We start from the raw sequence: 18083 nt of genomic DNA, 5'->3' as shown, positions 1-18083 counted from the left end.
TGGACTGCTGCTTAAAAAAGCCGGGTGAGCATGCGCAGTGACAGGCGCGGTCATTCGCAGGATAATGCCCCATCTTTTCAAACGGCTCAGCTCATCACCATGAGCCTGGACCGACTCGTTACGTTGCTAGTTTGGCCGCCTTAGCCTGACGACCCTGGAGTGTCTGGTTTGATCGTCTTCCGTTATCTGTCCCGCGAAGTCCTGCTTACATTGAGCGCTGTCAGCGCTGTGCTGCTGGTCATCATCATGAGCGGACGCTTTATCAAATACCTGGCCCAGGCTGCCTCGGGCGCCCTGGATCCAGGCTCGTTGTTCCTGATCATGGGCTTCCGCCTGCCTGGCTTCCTGCAGCTCATCCTGCCGCTGGGGCTGTTTCTGGGCATTCTTCTGGCTTACGGGCGTTTGTATCTCGAAAGCGAGATGACCGTGCTGTCGGCCACGGGGATGAGCCAGCAGCGCTTGCTGGGCATGACCATGGTGCCGGCCACGTTTGTGGCACTGCTCGTGGCCTGGCTCAGCCTGAGCCTGGCACCGCAGGGCGCCAATCAGTTTCAGCTGTTGCTCAACAAGCAGGATGCACTGACCGAGTTCGACACCCTGGTGCCGGGTCGCTTTCAGGCCTTGAGCGATGGTTCGCGGGTGACCTACACCGAAGAACTGACCAACGACCGGACCAACCTGAGCGGGGTGTTCATTTCTGAAAAGCGCCTGGCCCAGGATGCCAAGGATCGCGGTATTTCAGTGCTGGTGGCCGAGAAGGGCCGCCAGGAAGTTCGCCCGGACGGCAGCCGCTGGTTGATTCTGGACAACGGCTACCGCTATGACGGTAATCCGGGCCAGGCCAACTATCGCGCCATCCAGTACGAGACCTACGGTGTGTTGCTGCCCAAGCCGGATGTCAGCGACGAAGTCACGGACCGCGATGCGATCCCGACACTGGACCTGATCGGCAACCCTGCGCCACGCGCAGTGGCCGAGCTGCAATGGCGGATCTCCTTGCCACTGCTGGTCTTTATCGTGACCCTGATCGCCGTACCGCTGTCCCGGGTCAACCCGCGTCAGGGGCGCTTCCTCAAGTTGTTACCGGCCATTCTTCTTTATATGGGTTACCTGACCATCTTGATTTCTGCCCGCGGTGCGCTTGAGAAGGGCAAGCTTTCGCCTGCGCTGGGCTTGTGGTGGGTGCATGTCCTGTTCCTGCTGATCGGTCTGGGGTTGTTGTACTGGGAGCCGCTGCGCTTGAAGCTGGCCAGTCGCCGTAGCGTGAAGGAGATGGCTCGTGGGTAAGCTCGATCGCTACATTGGTAGCAGCGTGTTGTTGGCGATCCTGGCGGTACTGGGGATTATTCTTGGGCTGGCGACGTTGTTTGCCTTCATCGATGAGATGAGCAGCATCAGCGACAGCTACACCGTGATGGATGTGTTCAGCTTCGTATTGCTGACCGCTCCACGGCGCATGTATGAAATGTTGCCGATGGCTGCATTGATTGGCTGTCTGATAGGCCTCGGCACGCTGGCAAGCAACAGCGAGCTGACCATCATGCGTGCGGCGGGCGTGTCCATCGGTCGTATTGTGTGGGCTGTCATGAAGCCGATGCTGGTGCTGATGCTGGCCGGCGTGCTGATTGGCGAGTACGTGGCGCCGGCGACTGAAACCATCGCCCAGGCCAATCGTGCCCTGGCCCAGGGCGGCGGTGATGCGCAAAGCTCCAAGCATGGCCTGTGGCATCGTCAGGGCGAGGAGTTCATTCACATTAACGCGGTTCAGCCCAATGGCCTGCTTTATGGTGTGACCCGTTATCGCTTTGATAAAGAACGCCACATGCTGTCGTCCAGCTTCGCTAAAAAAGCGCAGTTCGACGAAGATCACTGGCAGTTGAGTGAAGTCAGCACGACGGTTTTCCATGATCGCAGCACCGAAGTGATCAAGGTCCCCGAAGAACGCTGGGATGTGGCCCTCAGCCCGCAGCTGCTCAATACCGTGGTCATGGCACCTGACTCTCTGTCGATCACGGGCTTGTGGAGCTACATCCATTACCTGAAGGATCAGGGGCTTAACAATGGCCGCTACTGGCTGGCTTTTTGGGTCAAGGTTTTGCAGCCGCTTGTGACTGCTGCGCTGGTGCTGATGGCCATTTCGTTCATCTTCGGCCCCTTGCGCTCGGTAACCCTGGGGCAGCGTGTGTTCACCGGCGTGTTGGTGGGCTTCACCTTCCGTATCGCTCAGGACTTGCTGGGCCCGTCCAGCCTGGTGTTCGGTTTCTCGCCATTGTTTGCGGTGCTGGTGCCCGCGGGCGTTTGTGCCCTGGCCGGTTTCTGGTTATTGCGCCGGGCCGGCTGATGAGTCGCTTTTTGCGTTAATCCAAAGCCTCTATCTCGCGATAGGGGCTTTTTTGTCGGTGGCTATTGGCCTGTGAACGTGACGCTTGGCGCGAGGATCAGGTACAATTCCCGGCTATTTTTCGGCGGGCAGTCTGCCTGCGACTTTTTTTGAGTGTTGACCCGTGAGTGATTTGAGTCATATCCGCAATTTCTCCATCATCGCCCACATTGACCATGGCAAGTCGACGCTGGCCGATCGTTTCATTCAGATGTGCGGTGGCTTGACTGCCCGCGAAATGGAAGCCCAGGTTCTGGACTCCATGGACCTCGAGCGTGAGCGCGGGATCACCATCAAGGCCCACAGCGTGACCTTGTACTACAAGGCCAATGATGGCATTACCTATCAGCTGAACTTCATTGATACCCCGGGGCACGTGGACTTCACCTATGAAGTCAGCCGTTCCCTGGCGGCCTGTGAAGGCGCGTTGCTGGTTGTCGATGCGGGGCAGGGCGTAGAAGCCCAATCCGTAGCCAACTGCTACACCGCTATCGAGCAGGGTCTTGAGGTGATGCCGGTCTTGAACAAGATCGACCTGCCGCAGGCTGATCCTGATCGTGTGAAAGAAGAAATCGAGAAAATCATCGGCATCGATGCCACTGACGCCGTGACCTGCAGCGCCAAGACCGGCCTGGGTGTTGACGAGGTGCTTGAGCGCTTGGTGCACACCATTCCTGCACCGACCGGCAATATCGAAGATCCCCTGCAGGCGTTGATCATCGACTCCTGGTTCGATAACTACCTGGGCGTCGTGTCCCTGGTTCGCGTGCGCCACGGCCGCGTGAAAAAGGGCGACAAGATTCTGGTCAAGTCCACCGGCAAAATGCATCTGGTAGACAGCGTGGGTGTGTTCAACCCCAAGCATACGGCTACCGCTGATCTGAAAGCCGGTGAAGTAGGCTTCATCATTGCCGGTATCAAGGACATTCACGGCGCACCCGTGGGCGACACCCTGACCTTGAGCTCGACTCCGGACGTTGATGTATTGCCCGGCTTCAAGCGTATTCAGCCTCAGGTATACGCCGGCCTGTTCCCGGTCAGCTCCGACGATTTCGAAGACTTCCGTGATGCGCTGCAAAAGCTCACGCTGAACGACTCGTCGCTGCAGTACACCCCGGAAAGTTCCGATGCACTGGGCTTCGGCTTCCGTTGCGGCTTCCTCGGGATGCTGCACATGGAAATCATCCAGGAGCGCCTGGAGCGCGAGTATGACCTGGACCTGATCACCACCGCACCGACGGTGATTTTCGAATTGCTGCTCAAGACCGGTGAAACGATTTACGTCGATAACCCGTCCAAGCTGCCAGACCTGTCAGTGATTGAAGACATGCGCGAGCCAATCGTGCGTGCCAACATTCTTGTGCCTCAAGAGCACCTGGGCAACGTCATTACCCTGTGTATTGAAAAGCGCGGTGTTCAGCACGACATGCTGTTCCTCGGCACCCAGGTCCAGGTGACCTACGACTTGCCGATGAACGAAGTGGTCCTGGACTTCTTTGACCGTCTCAAGTCCACCAGCCGCGGCTATGCTTCGCTCGACTATCATTTCGATCGCTACCAGTCGGCTAATCTGGTGAAACTCGATGTGTTGATCAACGGCGAGAAAGTCGATGCCCTGGCATTGATCGTTCACCGTGACAACGCCCACTACAAAGGGCGTGCGCTAACCGAAAAAATGAAAGAACTGATCCCGCGCCAGATGTTCGATGTTGCAATCCAGGCCGCCATCGGCGGACAGATTGTGGCGCGAACCACTGTCAAGGCGCTCAGAAAAAACGTACTGGCCAAATGCTACGGTGGTGACGTTAGCCGTAAGCGCAAGCTGTTGGAAAAGCAGAAAGCCGGTAAAAAACGCATGAAGCAAGTCGGTAACGTGGAAATTCCACAAGAAGCCTTCCTTGCGGTGCTCAGGTTGGATAGCTAGGTCCTATGTCACTAAATTTCCCGCTGTTGCTGGTCATTGCTGTTGCCGTGTGCGGTTTGCTGGCGCTGCTCGATTTGGTCTTCCTGGCACCTCGCCGGCGTAAGGCTATTGCCAACTATCAGGCCAATGTTGCACCGGCCGATAGACAGGTAATCGAAAAGCTCAACAAGGAACCGTTGCTGGTTGAATACGGCAAGTCGTTCTTCCCGGTGTTGTTCATCGTGTTGGTGCTGCGTTCGTTTCTGGTTGAGCCGTTCCAGATTCCGTCCGGCTCGATGAAGCCGACCCTGGATGTAGGCGATTTCATTTTGGTGAACAAGTTTTCTTACGGGATCCGCTTGCCGGTGATCGACAAGAAAATCATCGAAGTGGGTGATCCGAAGCGGGGCGATGTGATGGTTTTTCGCTACCCGAGCGATCCGGCAGTCAACTACATCAAGCGTGTAGTGGGGCTGCCGGGCGACAAGATTCGCTACACCAGTGACAAGCATTTGTACGTCAATGATCAGCTGGTTGCCGAGCAAATGGTGTCTACAGAACCCGGCACCCTGGGCAGCGCGCAGTTGTATAAAGAGAAGCTGGGCGAAATAGAGCACATGATCCGCAAGGAAATGAGCCGCTATCGCGCTCCACCTGACAAGGAGTGGACGGTTCCGGCCGGCCATTACTTCATGATGGGTGACAACCGCGACAATTCGAACGACAGCCGTTACTGGGATGATCCGAACATTCCCAAGGACGAACTGGGCATGGTTCCCGACAAGAATATCGTCGGCAAGGCCTTCGCCGTTTGGATGAGCTGGCCGGAACCCAAGACCAGCAACCTGCCGAACTTCTCGCGGGTGGGTCTGATCAAGTAGCCAAGACGGCGCTGTTAATAACAGCGCCGAATGCTTTTCAGGCGTCCGGATAATTCGGCGCCTGAGGGTTCTTACGACCGCCGCACCGCGACAGGCGCGCCGGTCAACTGTATTCAGGATGTGGATTTGAACAAAGCGTTAAGTGTGACGGCGGCGAACAGCCTGTTCCCTGTCCATTTGCTATGCGATAAACGAGCATCACTGATCCCTAATATCGGTCCGGTGGTGACATTCGGCCACGAACTCAGCGTGGGTAAATCGTGAGTTTTTCTTTAAATCGTTTAGAGCGTCAGCTCGGCTACACCTTCAAAGACCAGGAACTGATGATTCTGGCCCTGACACACCGCAGTTTCGCGGGGCGCAATAACGAGCGTCTTGAGTTCCTGGGTGATGCCATTCTCAATTTTGTGGCCGGTGAAGCATTGTTTGATCGCTTCCCGCTGGCCCGTGAAGGCCAGTTGTCGCGTTTGCGAGCCCGTCTGGTCAAGGGTGAAACCCTGGCGGTACTGGCGCGTGGCTTCGAGCTTGGCGAGTACCTGCGCCTGGGTTCTGGCGAGCTGAAGAGCGGTGGTTTTCGCCGTGAATCGATTTTGGCGGATGCCCTTGAGGCCCTGATCGGCGCCATTTACCTGGATGCCGGCATGGAAACCGCCCGCGACCGCGTATTGGCCTGGCTTGCGAGTGAGTTCGAGACCTTGACGCTGGTCGATACCAATAAAGATCCAAAGACCCGCCTGCAGGAGTTCTTGCAGTCGCGTGCCTGCGACTTGCCACGTTACGAAGTGGTCGATATCCAGGGCGAACCGCATTGCCGCACCTTCTTCGTTGAGTGCGAAATTGCTTTATTGAATGAAAAAAGCCGGGGACAGGGCGTGAGCCGTCGCATTGCCGAACAGGTAGCGGCCGCCGCAGCACTGATTGCCCTTGGCGTGGAGAATGGCCATGACTGATTCAACTGCAACACGCTGTGGCTATGTCGCCATTGTTGGTCGACCAAACGTGGGTAAGTCCACACTGCTGAACCACATTCTGGGTCAAAAGCTGGCGATCACCTCGCGCAAGCCGCAGACCACGCGCCACAACATGCTGGGCATCAAGACCGAAGGCACCGTGCAAGCGGTCTACGTTGATACCCCGGGCATGCACAAAGGCGGCGAAAAGGCCCTGAACCGCTACATGAACAAAACCGCTTCGGCCGCGTTGAAAGACGTCGATGTGGTGATTTTCGTCGTGGACCGTACCAAGTGGACCGACGAAGACCAAATGGTTCTCGAGCGCGTACAGTACGTCACCGGCCCGCTGATCGTTGCGTTGAACAAGACGGACCGTATCGAAGACAAGGCCGAGCTGATGCCGCACCTGAGCTGGCTTCAGGAGCAATTGCCCAACGCCCAGATCATTCCGATCTCGGCTCAGCACGGGCACAACCTTGAAGCCCTTGAGCGTGTGATCGCCGACCACCTGCCGGAAAACGAGCACTTCTTCCCGGAAGATCAGATCACCGACCGCAGCAGCCGCTTCCTGGCCGCTGAACTGGTACGCGAAAAAATCATGCGCCAGATGGGCGCAGAGCTGCCGTACCAGATCACCGTCGAGATTGAAGAGTTCAAGCAGCAGGGCAAGACCTTGCACATCCATGCCTTGATTCTGGTTGAGCGTGACGGCCAGAAAAAAATCATCATTGGTGACAAGGGCGAGCGAATCAAGCGTATCGGCACCGAGGCGCGCAAGGATATGGAGCTGCTGTTCGACTCCAAAATCATGCTCAACCTGTGGGTCAAGGTTAAAGGCGGTTGGTCCGATGATGAGCGCGCCCTGCGTTCTTTGGGCTACGGCGACCTGTAACAGGCAGCCTTCGCCCCTGGCCCTCTCCCGGAGGGCCAGGGTTACTGGAAAATGACCGCACCCTCAACGTGCTGTTTTGAATCCATGACCGACCCGGTATTACGGGTCGATGAGTCTCTGAACACACCCTCACCCAGGGTCTCTTCCTTCGGGGGAGGGCCTGGGGAGGGTGTTTTCAGTTTCCAGAGAGTCGGTATTCCATGTCCAGCAGTGCACCCGTCCCGCAACTTGCCTATGTTCTGCACAGTCGCCCCTATCGCGAAACCAGTGCCTTGGTGGATTTCATTACGCCGCAAGGGCGTTTGCGAGCGGTGCTGCGCAGTGCGCGTGGCAAGGCGGGCACTTTGGCGCGACCTTTCGTTCCGCTTGAGATCGAGTTTCGCGGACGGGGCGAGTTGAAAAATGTAGGCCGCATGGAAAGCGCAGGCATTTCAACCTGGTTGAATGGCGAAGCGCTATTCAGCGGTCTCTATCTCAATGAGTTGCTGATTCGGCTGCTGCCCGCTGAAGATCCCCATCCGGCCGTGTTCGAGCATTATGCGGCGACCTTGTTGGCTCTGGCGGAGGGCCGGGCGCTGGAACCTTTGCTACGGGCTTTTGAATGGCGCCTGCTGGATGACCTGGGCTACGGCTTTTCACTGACAGTCGATATCCATGGAGAGCCAGTAGCGAGCGATGGCTTGTACCGCTTGCAGGTGGATGCCGGGCTGGAGCGGGTCTGGCTGTTGCAGCCGGGTTTGTTTCAAGGGGCCGAGTTGCAGGCAATGGCCGAAGCTGACTGGGCGGTTGCGGGCGCTCTATCCGCTGCCAAGCGTTTGATGCGTCAGGCTTTGGCGGTTCATTTGGCGGGGCGTCCGCTGGCCAGTCGTGAGTTGTTTCGCAAGCCCTGAATAGACCGGTATGCTGTGCACCGAATCTTCAGCTCTTCAGGAGAGCCCACGTGACTCAAAGCAATCGCATTCTTCTCGGCGTGAATATCGACCACGTAGCCACGCTGCGTCAGGCTCGCGGCACGCGTTACCCTGATCCGGTCAAGGCCGCGCTGGACGCTGAAGAGGCGGGCGCCGACGGCATCACCGTGCATCTGCGCGAAGATCGTCGTCATATTCAAGAGCGTGACGTGCTGCTGCTCAAGGATGTGCTGCAAACGCGCATGAACTTCGAGATGGGCGTAACGGAAGAGATGATGGCATTTGCCGAGCGCATTCGTCCGGCTCACATCTGCCTGGTTCCCGAGACCCGCCAGGAATTGACCACCGAAGGCGGCCTGGATGTCGCGGGGCAAGAAGCCCGAATCAAGGCCGCAGTCGATCGGCTGGCAAAAATAGGGTGTGAGGTGTCGCTGTTTATCGATGCCGATGAACGGCAGATTGCCGCGTCCAAGCGTGTCGGAGCGCCAGCGATTGAGCTGCACACCGGGCGTTACGCCGATGCGCAAACCCCGACCGACGTGGCCGAAGAGTTAAAGCGCGTGGCGGATGGCGTGGCGTTTGGTCTGGCCCAGGGCCTGATCGTGAACGCCGGGCATGGCTTGCACTACCACAACGTGGAAGCCATCGCGGCCATTAAGGGTATTAACGAGTTGAACATCGGTCATGCGCTGGTGGCGCACGCGTTGTTCGTGGGTTTCAAATCGGCAGTGGCCGAGATGAAAGCACTGATTCTGGCCGCGGCGTAGGCGCTGCCGCAGGCTGCGATCTTTTGCTCTTTAAAGGATCGCAGCCTTCTTGCCGGGGCAGCATCTGCAGTGGGGCGCCAGCTTAAAGCTGCGGCTCTTCTTTAGGCTTGGTCTTGTCGATGCCGGGGATATGCAGCTGCTCTTTGGCAACCTGATCGCCTTCCAGCTGCGGCTGCGTGGCCCACGTCAGGATGTCGTAGTAGCGACGGATGTTCGCCACGAAGTGCACAGGCTCTCCGCCCCGGGCGTAGCCATAGCGGGTTTTGCTGTACCACTGCTTCTGCGCAAGGCGAGGCAGCATTTTTTTCACGTCCAGCCACTTGTTGGGGTTCAGGCCTTCTTTTTTGGCCAGTTTGCGTGCGTCATCCAAGTGAGCGCCACCGACGTTGTAAGCGGCCAGCGCAAACCACGTGCGATCAGGCTCCGGGATAGCGTCATCAAGCTCGCTCTTGATCAGTGCCAGGTACTTGGCGCCACCAAAAATGCTTTGCTTGGGGTCCAGTCGATTGGATACGCCCATTGCTTGCGCAGTGTTTTGAGTCAGCATCATCAGCCCGCGAACACCCGTTTTGGACGTAACGGCAGCCTGCCACAAAGACTCCTGGTAACCCATGGCTGCCAGCAGGCGCCAGTCGAGCTGTTCCTTTTTGGCGGCGTCCCTGAAGAATTTTTCATACTTGGGGAGGCGCTGCTGCAGGTGCTGGGCGAACGTATAGGCGCCCACGTAACCCAGCACGTCCACGTGCCCGTAGTAACGGTCCTTGAGCCTTTGCAGCGTGCCGTTTTTCTCGACCTTGTCGAGATACGCGTTGATTTCGTTCAGGAGGCTGTTGTCTTCGCCCGCCATCACTGCCCAGCGCTGGCTGCGTGAATCTCCGAGGTCGAAGGCCACACGAACATTGGGGAAGTACACCTGATTCATGGCCACTTCGTTGGAGTCGACCAGAGTCAGGTCGATCTGGCCTTCATCCACCATGCGCAGCAAGTCGACGACTTCCACTTCATCGGATTCGTCGTAATTGATGCCTGGATACTGCTTTTTCAGTTCGGCCAGTTGCTCGGCATGGGAGCTGCCTTTAAGCACGGTAATGCGTTTGCCCACCAGGTTGGCCGCTGATGTCGGGCGTGACTGGCCGTTGCGATAGATGACCTGGGGCGTTACTTCGAGATAGGGATGGGAGAACCTGGCTTGCTGCAGGCGTTTCTCGCTGCTGACCAGACCGGCAGCAGCTAAAGCCGGGCCGTCGGGCTGGCCCAGCTGCGTGAAGATGTCGTCCAGGTTGTCGGCTGTCTCGATTTTCAGCTCTACGCCAAGATCGTCGGCAAAGCGTTTTACCAGCTCGTATTCAAAGCCGGTTTCGCCATTGCGATCTTCGAAGTAGGTGGCCGGACTGTTCCGGGTGATCACCCGCAGTACTCCATCCTCCTTTACTCGCTCCAGTGTGCTTGGTTTTTCAACGCAGGCACCGAGCATCAGGAAGAGTCCGGTTGCGAGGAGCCATTTGGCGCAACGCTGGCGGAATGCAGATAGAGAAAACATTCGCGCAGTATACGCAAAGCGCAGCGGGTGCCATATCTCGACAATGTGTGGTCATTCTGATAACAGACCGGTAAACCGCTGGAACCCCTATGAAATGGGGGGGTGACGGGTTTTTAAAGACGATAAATGACCATTGTTTACGTGTCTGATAGCCATAAAGAATAAGGCTTTGGTCGTTTAGTGGCGTTTGGGGTGTTTCAGGTGTGCCGTTTCGGGTGCCGTGGCGAGCTGTTTAGGCTAGAATGCCGGGCCTCAAAGCACACCCCTTCCGAGGCTGTCCCGAAGATGTTGATCCTGCGCGGCGCTCCTGCCCTTTCTGCCTTTCGCCACAGCAAACTCCTTGCACAACTGAGCCTCAAGGTTCCGTCTGTCACCGGTTTGTATGCTGAATTCGCCCACTTTGCCGATGTCACCGGTGAGCTGACCAGCGATGAACAGCAGGTACTGGCTCGTCTCCTGAAGTACGGCCCCAGCGTGCCGGTTCAAGAGCCGAGCGGCCGACTGTTTTTGGTGTTGCCGCGGTTTGGCACCATTTCTCCCTGGTCGAGCAAGGCCAGCGACATTGCCCGCAACTGTGGCCTGGCTAAAATCCAGCGCCTGGAGCGTGGCATTGCTTTCTACGTGGCTGGCCAGTTCAGCGACGCAGAGGCCGAACTGATTGCTGCTGCATTGCACGACCGTATGACGCAACTCGTACTGGATAACCTGGAGCAGGCCGCCGGCTTGTTCAGCCATGCCAGGCCGAAGCCGTTGACGGCTATTGATGTGCTGGGCGGCGGTCGTGCTGCGCTGGAAAAGGCTAACGTCGAACTGGGCCTGGCCCTGGCTGAAGACGAAATCGATTATCTGGTCAATGCCTTCAACGGTTTGGGTCGCAACCCGCACGACATCGAACTGATGATGTTTGCCCAGGCCAACTCTGAGCACTGCCGCCACAAGATCTTCAACGCCAGTTGGGATATTGACGGCCAGAGCCAGGAAAAAAGCCTGTTTGGCATGATCAAGAACACCTACGTCATGCACAGCGAAGGCGTGTTGTCTGCTTATAAAGACAACGCTTCTGTCATCGTGGGCAGCGTTGCCGGGCGTTTCTTCCCGGACCCGGAGACCCGCCAGTACGGCGCGGTGCAGGAGCCGGTACACATCCTGATGAAGGTTGAAACCCACAACCACCCGACGGCCATCGCTCCGTTCCCGGGTGCCGCGACCGGTTCCGGTGGCGAGATCCGTGACGAAGGCGCTACCGGTCGTGGCGCGAAGCCAAAGGCCGGCCTGACCGGTTTCACCGTATCCAACCTGCAGATCCCTGGTTTTGAACAGCCGTGGGAAGTGCCTTACGGCAAGCCTGAGCGCATCGTCAACGCGCTGGACATCATGATTGAAGGCCCGCTGGGCGGCGCTGCATTCAACAACGAATTCGGTCGTCCGGCCCTGACCGGTTATTTCCGTACGTTCGAGCAGTCCATCACCACCCCGCGTGGCGAAGAAGTGCGCGGCTACCACAAGCCGATCATGCTGGCTGGCGGCATGGGCAACATCCGCGCCGAACACGTGCAGAAGGCAGAAATCACCGTTGGTTCCAAGCTGATCGTGCTGGGTGGCCCGGCGATGTTGATCGGTCTTGGTGGTGGTGCAGCGTCCTCCATGGCGACAGGCGCCAGCTCGGCTGACCTGGACTTCGCTTCGGTACAGCGCGAAAACCCTGAAATGGAACGTCGCTGCCAGGAAGTGATCGACCGTTGCTGGCAGCTGGGTGACAAGAACCCGATCAGCTTCATCCACGACGTGGGCGCTGGCGGTCTGTCCAACGCGTTCCCTGAGCTGGTCAACGATGGCGAGCGTGGCGGTCGTTTTGAACTGCGTAACATTCCAAACGACGAGCCGGGCATGGCCCCGCACGAAATCTGGAGCAACGAATCCCAGGAACGTTACGTTCTGGCGGTTGGCGTTGAGGACTTCGCGCGCTTCCAGGCGATTTGCGAACGTGAGCGTTGTCCGTTTGCCGTGGTGGGTGAAGCCACTGCAGAGCCGCAACTGACCGTGACCGACAGCCACTTCGGCAACAACCCGGTGGACATGCCACTGGAAGTGTTGCTGGGCAAGGCACCTCGCATGCACCGTTCGGCAGTACGTGAAGCCGAACTGGGCGATGACTTCGATCCCTCAACGCTGAACATCGGTGAATGTGTCGAGCGTGTGCTGCATCACCCGGCCGTCGCCAGCAAAAGCTTCCTGATCACCATCGGCGACCGCACCATTACCGGTCTGGTTGCGCGTGATCAAATGGTTGGTCCGTGGCAAGTGCCCGTGGCTGACGTGGCTGTAACCGCCACCAGCTTCGACGTGTACACCGGTGAAGCCATGGCCATGGGCGAGCGCACTCCGCTGGCACTGCTGGATGCTCCGGCGTCGGGCCGCATGGCAATCGGCGAGACCCTGACCAACATCGCGGCTTCGCGTATCGGCAAAATCAGCGACATCAAACTGTCTGCCAACTGGATGTCCGCAGCGGGTCACCCCGGCGAAGACGCCCGTCTGTACGACACCGTCAAGGCTGTCGGCATGGAGTTGTGCCCGGAACTGGGCATTACCATTCCGGTGGGCAAAGACTCGATGTCGATGCAAACCCGCTGGAACGAAGACGGCACTGACAAAACCGTGACCTCGCCACTGTCGCTGGTGGTCACCGGCTTTGCTCCGGTGCTCGACGTGCGTCAGACCATGACCCCGGTGTTGCGCATGGACAAAGGCCTGACCGATCTGATCCTGATCGATCTGGGCCGTGGCCAGAACCGCATGGGCGCCTCGATCCTGGCCCAGACCTACGGCAAGTTGGGCAAGCAGGCTCCGGACGTGGATGACGCTGAAGACCTCAAGGCCTTCTTCGCGGTGATTCAGGGCTTGAACGCTGATGGCCATCTGCTTGCTTACCACGACCGTTCTGACGGTGGTCTGCTGACCAGCGTGATGGAAATGGCCTTCGCCGGTCATTGTGGTCTGAACCTGACCCTGGATTGCCTGGCTGACAACGTGAACCAGATCCCGGCCGTCCTGTTCAACGAAGAACTGGGTGCGGTGATTCAGGTGCGTCAGGACGCGACCGCCGACGTGCTCGCACAGTTCAGCGCTGCTGGCCTGGGTGAATGCGTCGACGTGATCGGCCAGCCGCTGAACAACAGCGAAGTCACCATCACCTTCAACGGTGAAAAAGTCTTTGCCGGCCAGCGCGGTGAGTTGCAGCGTCAGTGGGCCGAAACCAGCTTCCAGATCCAGCGCATGCGTGACAATGCCGATTGCGCGCAGCAAGAATTCGATGCGCTGCTGGAAGAAGACAATCCAGGCCTGAGCGTGCAGCTGAGCTTTGACGTCAACGCCAACATCAGTGCGCCTTACATCAAGAAAGGCATTCGTCCTCAAGTGGCCGTTCTGCGTGAGCAGGGCGTCAACGGTCAGGTTGAAATGGCGGCGGCGTTCGACCGTGCCGGTTTCAACGCGGTCGACGTTCACATGAGCGACATCCTGGCGGGCCGTGTCGACCTGAACGAATTCAAGGGCATGGTCGCGTGCGGTGGCTTCTCTTACGGCGACGTATTGGGTGCCGGTGAAGGCTGGGCCAAATCGGCACTGTTCAACACCCGTGCACGTGATGCATTCCAGGGCTTCTTCGAGCGTACCGACAGCTTCACCCTCGGGGTGTGCAACGGTTGCCAGATGATGTCCAACCTGAGTGAACTGGTACCGGGCAGCGAGTTCTGGCCGCACTTTGTGCGTAACCGTTCCGAGCAGTTCGAAGCCCGTGTGGCAATGGTACAAGTGCAGGAGTCGAACTCGATCTTCCTGCAGGGCATGGCCGGTTCGCGTATGCCTATCGCCATCGCTCACGGCGAAGGTCATGCCGAGTTCGCCAGCGAAGAAGCACTGCTGCAAGCGGATCTGTCGGGCTGCGTAGCACTGCGCTTCGTCGACAACCACGGCAAGGTCACGGAAAACTACCCGGCCAACCCGAACGGTTCGCCGCGCGGGATTACCGGTCTTACCAGCCTTGACGGTCGTGTGACGATCATGATGCCGCACCCGGAGCGTGTATTCCGTGCCGTGCAGAACTCGTGGCGTCCTGAGGAGTGGAACGAAGATGCACCTTGGTTGCGCATGTTCCGTAACGCCCGTGCCTGGGTGAACTAAGACGATGTACAAGCTCAGCTTTTTCGTGCCGCCGAGCCATGTCGAAGGGGTCAAGGATGCTGTATTCGCCGCCGGTGGCGGACGTATCGGTAGCTATGACCACTGCGCCTGGCAAACATTGGGCCAGGGTCAGTTTCGCGCGTTGGACGGCAGTCAGCCGTTTATCGGGCAAACCGGCCAGGTCGAATTCGTCGGTGAATGGAAAGTTGAGCTGGTCGTCGCAGATGATCTGATCCAGGCCGTGGTGGCTGCGCTCAAGCTCAGCCACCCGTACGAAACCCCTGCGTATGAAGTATGGCGCCTGGCGGATCTCTAGCTTGAGGCCCGATCAAAAAAGCCCGCTGAACCGGTAACGGTCAGCGGGCTTTTTTGTATGAGGCGGGCGTGCTCAGGGGCGAATTTCTATCATCGTGCCGTCTTTGGTCAGGTTCCAGACTTCGCGCATTTCGTAGTTCTTCATGGCAATGCAGCCGTCGGTCCAGTCCAGGGTATGGAACAGCTCTTCAGGGTTTTCTTCGGTGTCAGGTGTACCGTGGATCATGATCATCGACCCCGGGCTGAATCCTTCACGTCTGGCTTGTGCGGCATCGCTGACATTGGGATAGGAGATATGCATCGCCAGATTGAATTTTTCACTTCTCTTGCGCCAGTCGATCCAGTAAAGCCCTTCAGGTGTGCGTTTGTCGCCCTCGCGAATTTTCGGGCCCTTGGGCTGCTTGCCCAATGAAATACGGTAAGTCTTGATCGGCTTGCCGTCGCTGATTAACTGCAGTTTACGGGCAGACTTGAGCACCAGGATCTTTTCCACGGGCTGCCCTAGGCTGCTTTTTGGCAAAGGCCTGGTTGGCGTGAGTACCTGATTTTTATCGACCGGTTTGCCGTTGATCGTAACGGTAACGTCGGCGTGGCACGTCAGGGTGAAGGACAGGCAAAGAGCGGCGAGCAACCAGCGCATTGGAGGGGCATTCCTGAGGGTGCGAATCAAACATCATTCATTATTGATTGTTGGGGTGGTTCAGACCGCTCAATGGCGGTACGGCTTCGCTGCGCACCGGATAGATGTTGGCTGTCCGGTCAGCGAAAAAGCATTCTAAGGTACGACTCACCGTGCGAAAAGCCAGCTCTGACCAAGGGATGTCCGCTTCTTCAAAGAGTTGAACTTCAAGGCTCTCTTCTCCGGCGGAAAAGTCCAGGCTTTGCAGTTCGGCACGGTAGAAAATATGCACCTGATTGATGTGCGGTACATCGATCAAGGTGTAAAGGCTCAGGCTCTGTAATTGCGCGCAGGCTTCTTCAAGTGTTTCGCGTCGTGCGGCCTGTTCGACCGTTTCCCCGTTTTCCATAAAGCCCGCAGGCAGTGTCCAGTAGCCTTTGCGCGGTTCAATGGCGCGACGGCACAGCAACACTTGCGTGCCCCAGGTCGGCAGGCATCCGGCAACGATATTGGGGTTTTGATAGTGGATGGTGCGGCAGTGGTCGCACACATAGCGCAAGCGTGAGTCGCCTTGCGGAATATGCTGGCTGACAGAATGGCCACACTGATTGCAAAATTTCATGCTGAAGTCTCTGGTCTGGTGCCTATCTTGGGGGGTGAGACGGGCTTGCGGCAAGTGCTGCGACAGTGCGGGGCTTGGGTGACTCAGGCAATTTGGTGCATGATGCCCGTTAAGTGACCGATCGGGATGACCTATGCTGGACGAGCTACTTGGCCGTGTGAGCCGCTACACCCCGCGAACGCTGGAAACAGATCGACGCTTCCCCGAAGCCGCGGTGCTGCTACCGGTGACGCGCAGTGCCCAACCCGAGTTGATTTTGACCCTGCGAGCCAGCGGGTTGTCTACCCACGGCGGCGAAGTGGCTTTTCCGGGTGGCCGGCGTGATCCTGAAGACCCGGATCTGGTCTTTACGGCCCTGCGCGAAGCTGAAGAAGAAATCGGTCTTCCGCCCGGCCTGGTCGAAGTGATCGGGCCGCTTAGTCCGTTGATTTCGTTGCACGGTATCCGCGTTACACCCTACGTGGGGCTGGTGCCGGACTACGTTGAGTATCTGGCCAACGATGCCGAGATCGCTGCCGTGTTCAGCGTGCCGCTGGAGTTCTTTCGTCAGGATCCGCGGGAGCATACACACCGCATCGATTACCAGGGGCGCAGTTGGTATGTGCCCAGCTACCGTTTTGGGGTGTACAAGATCTGGGGGCTGACAGCCATCATGATCGTTGAGCTGATGAACCTGCTTTATGATGACGTCAACATCAGCCTGCATACGCCACCTGAGCGTTCCACCCCCATATAGAGCCATCAGCAGATGGCCGTGGCCCCTGAGGACATTTCCATGAAGTACCGCCTGGGCGACTCGCTCGTCGACACACATCCCGAAAGCTGGACAGCCCCGAACGCCACCCTGATCGGCAAGGTGCGGCTGGAGGAGGGCGCCAGTGTCTGGTTCAACGCTGTACTGCGTGGCGACAATGAGCTGATCCTGATCGGCAAGCACAGCAACGTTCAGGACGGGGCGGTGATGCACACCGACATGGGCTATCCGCTGACGCTAGGGACTGGCGTAACCATTGGTCATAACGCCATGCTGCATGGCTGCACGGTCGGCGATTACAGCCTGATCGGGATCAACGCGGTGATCCTCAATGGCGCCAGAATCGGCAAGCACTGCATCATCGGCGCCAATTCGCTGATCGGTGAAGGCAAGGAAATTCCTGACGGGTCCCTGGTCATGGGATCGCCGGGCAAGGTTGTGCGTGATTTGACCGATGAGCAGAAAAAGCTGCTTGAGGCCAGCGCGGCGCACTATGTAAAAAACGGTCAGCGGTATGCCCGTGAACTGTCGGAGCAGGAAGAATGACCACCCCGGAGCGTCCCGTGGCTTCGCCCTGCGTCAATATCTGTGCGCTGGATGACGATGACCTGTGCACCGGGTGCCAGCGTACAGTCGCAGAAATCACCCGCTGGAGCCGCATGAGCAACCCTGAGCGTCGTGAAGTGCTGGCGTTGTGTCATGAGCGGGCAAAGTCCGGCGGCATGCTGTGGATGCCGGGCGGCGCATCGCACACCTGATAGCGGTAGCCGCTGGAGGAGAGCAGGGCTGCGATGGCTGCGCAGCGGCTACACAGTTTTGACTGACTCAAGTACCCTGTGCGCCTTATTTAGAGGTGTCGCGCGCTCCCATGCTGTATCTGATCGCTTATATCGCCAGCGTTGTGCTGATTAACTTCGCGTTTTCGACAGCGCCCCATCTGGACATTATCTGGTCGGCCTGGGGCGGACTGGTGTTTGTCCTGCGCGACATGGTGCAGACCCGTTTCGGGCATGGTGCCCTGTTGGCCATGCTGGTGGCGCTGGTGCTGTCGTACATCACCTCCGATCCCTCGATTGCCCTCGCCAGTGCCACGGCCTTTGCCGTGTCCGAATGCATTGACTGGCTCGTCTTCAGCATCACCAAGCGGCCGTTGCATGACCGGTTGTGGATCAGCTCTGCCCTGAGCATCCCTATTGATACCTTCATCTTCTTTGGCATGATCGACGCCTTTACCACGGGCGTGATCGTCACCGCCATGGCCTCGAAATTTGCCGGCGTGACCTGCGTATGGCTGGCGATGGCCTGGCGTTTGCGCAAAGCGACTGTGCAGTAAGCAGTAAGGCCGTACGCTTCAGATCATGTAA

At 58.1% G+C, this 18083-nt stretch carries 17 protein-coding genes; 14 read left to right on the top strand and 3 right to left on the bottom strand.

Going from position 1 to position 18083, the window contains the following annotated elements:
- Positions 1–168: 168 nt before the first annotated feature.
- The 8 genes from lptF (at position 169) to pdxJ (ending at position 8687) form a co-directional block, all read left to right on the top strand.
- Entirely contained in the window at positions 169–1287 is a 1119-nt protein-coding gene (gene lptF, locus AWM69_RS05345; protein ID WP_218726018.1) for an LPS export ABC transporter permease LptF, read from the top strand.
- Positions 1280–2341, top strand: a complete 1062-nt coding sequence (gene lptG / locus AWM69_RS05340; protein ID WP_218725920.1) for an LPS export ABC transporter permease LptG — start codon at positions 1280–1282, stop codon at positions 2339–2341. Before lptF ends, lptG begins: the two co-directional genes overlap by 8 nt.
- A 163-nt stretch (positions 2342–2504) precedes the next feature.
- On the top strand, positions 2505–4304 hold the full coding sequence (gene lepA / locus AWM69_RS05335; RefSeq protein ID WP_048378707.1) for a translation elongation factor 4: 1800 nt from the start codon (positions 2505–2507) through the stop codon (positions 4302–4304).
- 5 nt (positions 4305–4309) lie between these two features.
- Positions 4310–5164, top strand: coding sequence for a signal peptidase I (gene lepB / locus AWM69_RS05330; RefSeq protein WP_218725919.1), 855 nt, complete (start codon positions 4310–4312; stop codon positions 5162–5164).
- A gap of 260 nt (positions 5165–5424) precedes the next feature.
- On the top strand, positions 5425–6114 hold the full coding sequence (rnc, locus tag AWM69_RS05325; RefSeq protein WP_048378711.1) for a ribonuclease III: 690 nt from the start codon (positions 5425–5427) through the stop codon (positions 6112–6114).
- Positions 6107–7009: a GTPase Era gene (gene era, locus AWM69_RS05320; RefSeq protein ID WP_048378713.1), complete on the top strand. Its 903-nt coding sequence runs from the start codon at positions 6107–6109 to the stop codon at positions 7007–7009. The genes rnc and era overlap by 8 nt, the downstream gene beginning before the upstream one ends.
- A gap of 200 nt (positions 7010–7209) precedes the next feature.
- Positions 7210–7899, top strand: a complete 690-nt coding sequence (recO, locus tag AWM69_RS05315; protein ID WP_131652581.1) for a DNA repair protein RecO — start codon at positions 7210–7212, stop codon at positions 7897–7899.
- Between the two features lie 50 nt (positions 7900–7949).
- Positions 7950–8687: a pyridoxine 5'-phosphate synthase gene (gene pdxJ, locus AWM69_RS05310; protein WP_218725918.1), complete on the top strand. Its 738-nt coding sequence runs from the start codon at positions 7950–7952 to the stop codon at positions 8685–8687.
- 82 nt (positions 8688–8769) lie between these two features.
- Here the strand turns inward: pdxJ and mltF are convergent, their stop codons facing one another.
- Positions 8770–10227, bottom strand: coding sequence for a membrane-bound lytic murein transglycosylase MltF (gene mltF, locus AWM69_RS05305; protein WP_218725917.1), 1458 nt, complete (start codon positions 10225–10227; stop codon positions 8770–8772).
- 285 nt (positions 10228–10512) lie between these two features.
- Between mltF and purL the strand changes: the two genes are divergently transcribed.
- The gene (gene purL / locus AWM69_RS05300; RefSeq protein WP_218725916.1) at positions 10513–14409 is read left to right on the top strand and encodes a phosphoribosylformylglycinamidine synthase; all 3897 of its coding nucleotides are present in this window, start codon (positions 10513–10515) and stop codon (positions 14407–14409) included.
- Positions 14410–14413: 4 nt separating this feature from the next.
- Positions 14414–14725: a YqfO family protein gene (locus tag AWM69_RS05295; RefSeq protein ID WP_218725915.1), complete on the top strand. Its 312-nt coding sequence runs from the start codon at positions 14414–14416 to the stop codon at positions 14723–14725.
- Positions 14726–14797: 72 nt separating this feature from the next.
- On the opposite strand, the gene AWM69_RS05290 is transcribed toward AWM69_RS05295, so the two are convergent.
- Both AWM69_RS05290 and AWM69_RS05285 read right to left on the bottom strand, forming a co-directional pair.
- Complete coding sequence (locus tag AWM69_RS05290; protein ID WP_218725914.1) at positions 14798–15364, bottom strand: murein L,D-transpeptidase family protein; 567 nt, start codon at positions 15362–15364, stop codon at positions 14798–14800.
- 40 nt (positions 15365–15404) lie between these two features.
- Complete coding sequence (locus tag AWM69_RS05285; RefSeq protein WP_218725913.1) at positions 15405–15965, bottom strand: NUDIX hydrolase; 561 nt, start codon at positions 15963–15965, stop codon at positions 15405–15407.
- Between the two features lie 133 nt (positions 15966–16098).
- On the opposite strand from AWM69_RS05285, the gene AWM69_RS05280 reads away from it, so the two are divergent.
- The 4 genes from AWM69_RS05280 (at position 16099) to AWM69_RS05265 (ending at position 18052) form a co-directional block, all read left to right on the top strand.
- The gene (locus AWM69_RS05280; RefSeq protein WP_131652588.1) at positions 16099–16701 is read left to right on the top strand and encodes a CoA pyrophosphatase; all 603 of its coding nucleotides are present in this window, start codon (positions 16099–16101) and stop codon (positions 16699–16701) included.
- Between the two features lie 39 nt (positions 16702–16740).
- Positions 16741–17265 (top strand): gamma carbonic anhydrase family protein, encoded by a 525-nt coding sequence (locus AWM69_RS05275; protein WP_048378731.1) that lies wholly within the window; start codon positions 16741–16743, stop codon positions 17263–17265.
- Positions 17262–17477, top strand: a complete 216-nt coding sequence (locus AWM69_RS05270) for a DUF1289 domain-containing protein (protein WP_131652590.1) — start codon at positions 17262–17264, stop codon at positions 17475–17477. The genes AWM69_RS05275 and AWM69_RS05270 overlap by 4 nt, the downstream gene beginning before the upstream one ends.
- A 110-nt stretch (positions 17478–17587) precedes the next feature.
- On the top strand, positions 17588–18052 hold the full coding sequence (locus tag AWM69_RS05265; protein ID WP_131652591.1) for a VUT family protein: 465 nt from the start codon (positions 17588–17590) through the stop codon (positions 18050–18052).
- Positions 18053–18083 lie beyond the last annotated feature (31 nt).

The sequence above is a fragment of the Pseudomonas sp. D1HM genome, from assembly GCF_019266105.1.
In the GTDB taxonomy this organism is placed as follows: Bacteria; Pseudomonadota; Gammaproteobacteria; order Pseudomonadales; family Pseudomonadaceae; genus Aquipseudomonas; species Aquipseudomonas taetrolens.
The sequence above is the reverse complement of the archived record's forward strand: the minus strand, read 5'-3'. Positions and strand labels throughout refer to the sequence as shown.

What these genes read in the sequence shown, in the direction of transcription:
- lepB (WP_218725919.1), top strand. Translation starts at nt 4,310, where the DNA reads ATGTCACTAAATTTCCCGCTGTTGCTGGTCATTGCTGTTGCCGTGTGC.
- era (WP_048378713.1), top strand. Translation starts at nt 6,107, where the DNA reads ATGACTGATTCAACTGCAACACGCTGTGGCTATGTCGCCATTGTTGGT.
- recO (WP_131652581.1), top strand. Translation starts at nt 7,210, where the DNA reads ATGTCCAGCAGTGCACCCGTCCCGCAACTTGCCTATGTTCTGCACAGT.
- mltF (WP_218725917.1), bottom strand. Translation starts at nt 10,227, where the DNA reads ATGTTTTCTCTATCTGCATTCCGCCAGCGTTGCGCCAAATGGCTCCTC.
- purL (WP_218725916.1), top strand. Translation starts at nt 10,513, where the DNA reads ATGTTGATCCTGCGCGGCGCTCCTGCCCTTTCTGCCTTTCGCCACAGC.
- AWM69_RS05295 (WP_218725915.1), top strand. Translation starts at nt 14,414, where the DNA reads ATGTACAAGCTCAGCTTTTTCGTGCCGCCGAGCCATGTCGAAGGGGTC.
- AWM69_RS05290 (WP_218725914.1), bottom strand. Translation starts at nt 15,364, where the DNA reads ATGCGCTGGTTGCTCGCCGCTCTTTGCCTGTCCTTCACCCTGACGTGC.
- AWM69_RS05285 (WP_218725913.1), bottom strand. Translation starts at nt 15,965, where the DNA reads ATGAAATTTTGCAATCAGTGTGGCCATTCTGTCAGCCAGCATATTCCG.
- AWM69_RS05280 (WP_131652588.1), top strand. Translation starts at nt 16,099, where the DNA reads ATGCTGGACGAGCTACTTGGCCGTGTGAGCCGCTACACCCCGCGAACG.
- AWM69_RS05275 (WP_048378731.1), top strand. Translation starts at nt 16,741, where the DNA reads ATGAAGTACCGCCTGGGCGACTCGCTCGTCGACACACATCCCGAAAGC.
- AWM69_RS05270 (WP_131652590.1), top strand. Translation starts at nt 17,262, where the DNA reads ATGACCACCCCGGAGCGTCCCGTGGCTTCGCCCTGCGTCAATATCTGT.
- AWM69_RS05265 (WP_131652591.1), top strand. Translation starts at nt 17,588, where the DNA reads ATGCTGTATCTGATCGCTTATATCGCCAGCGTTGTGCTGATTAACTTC.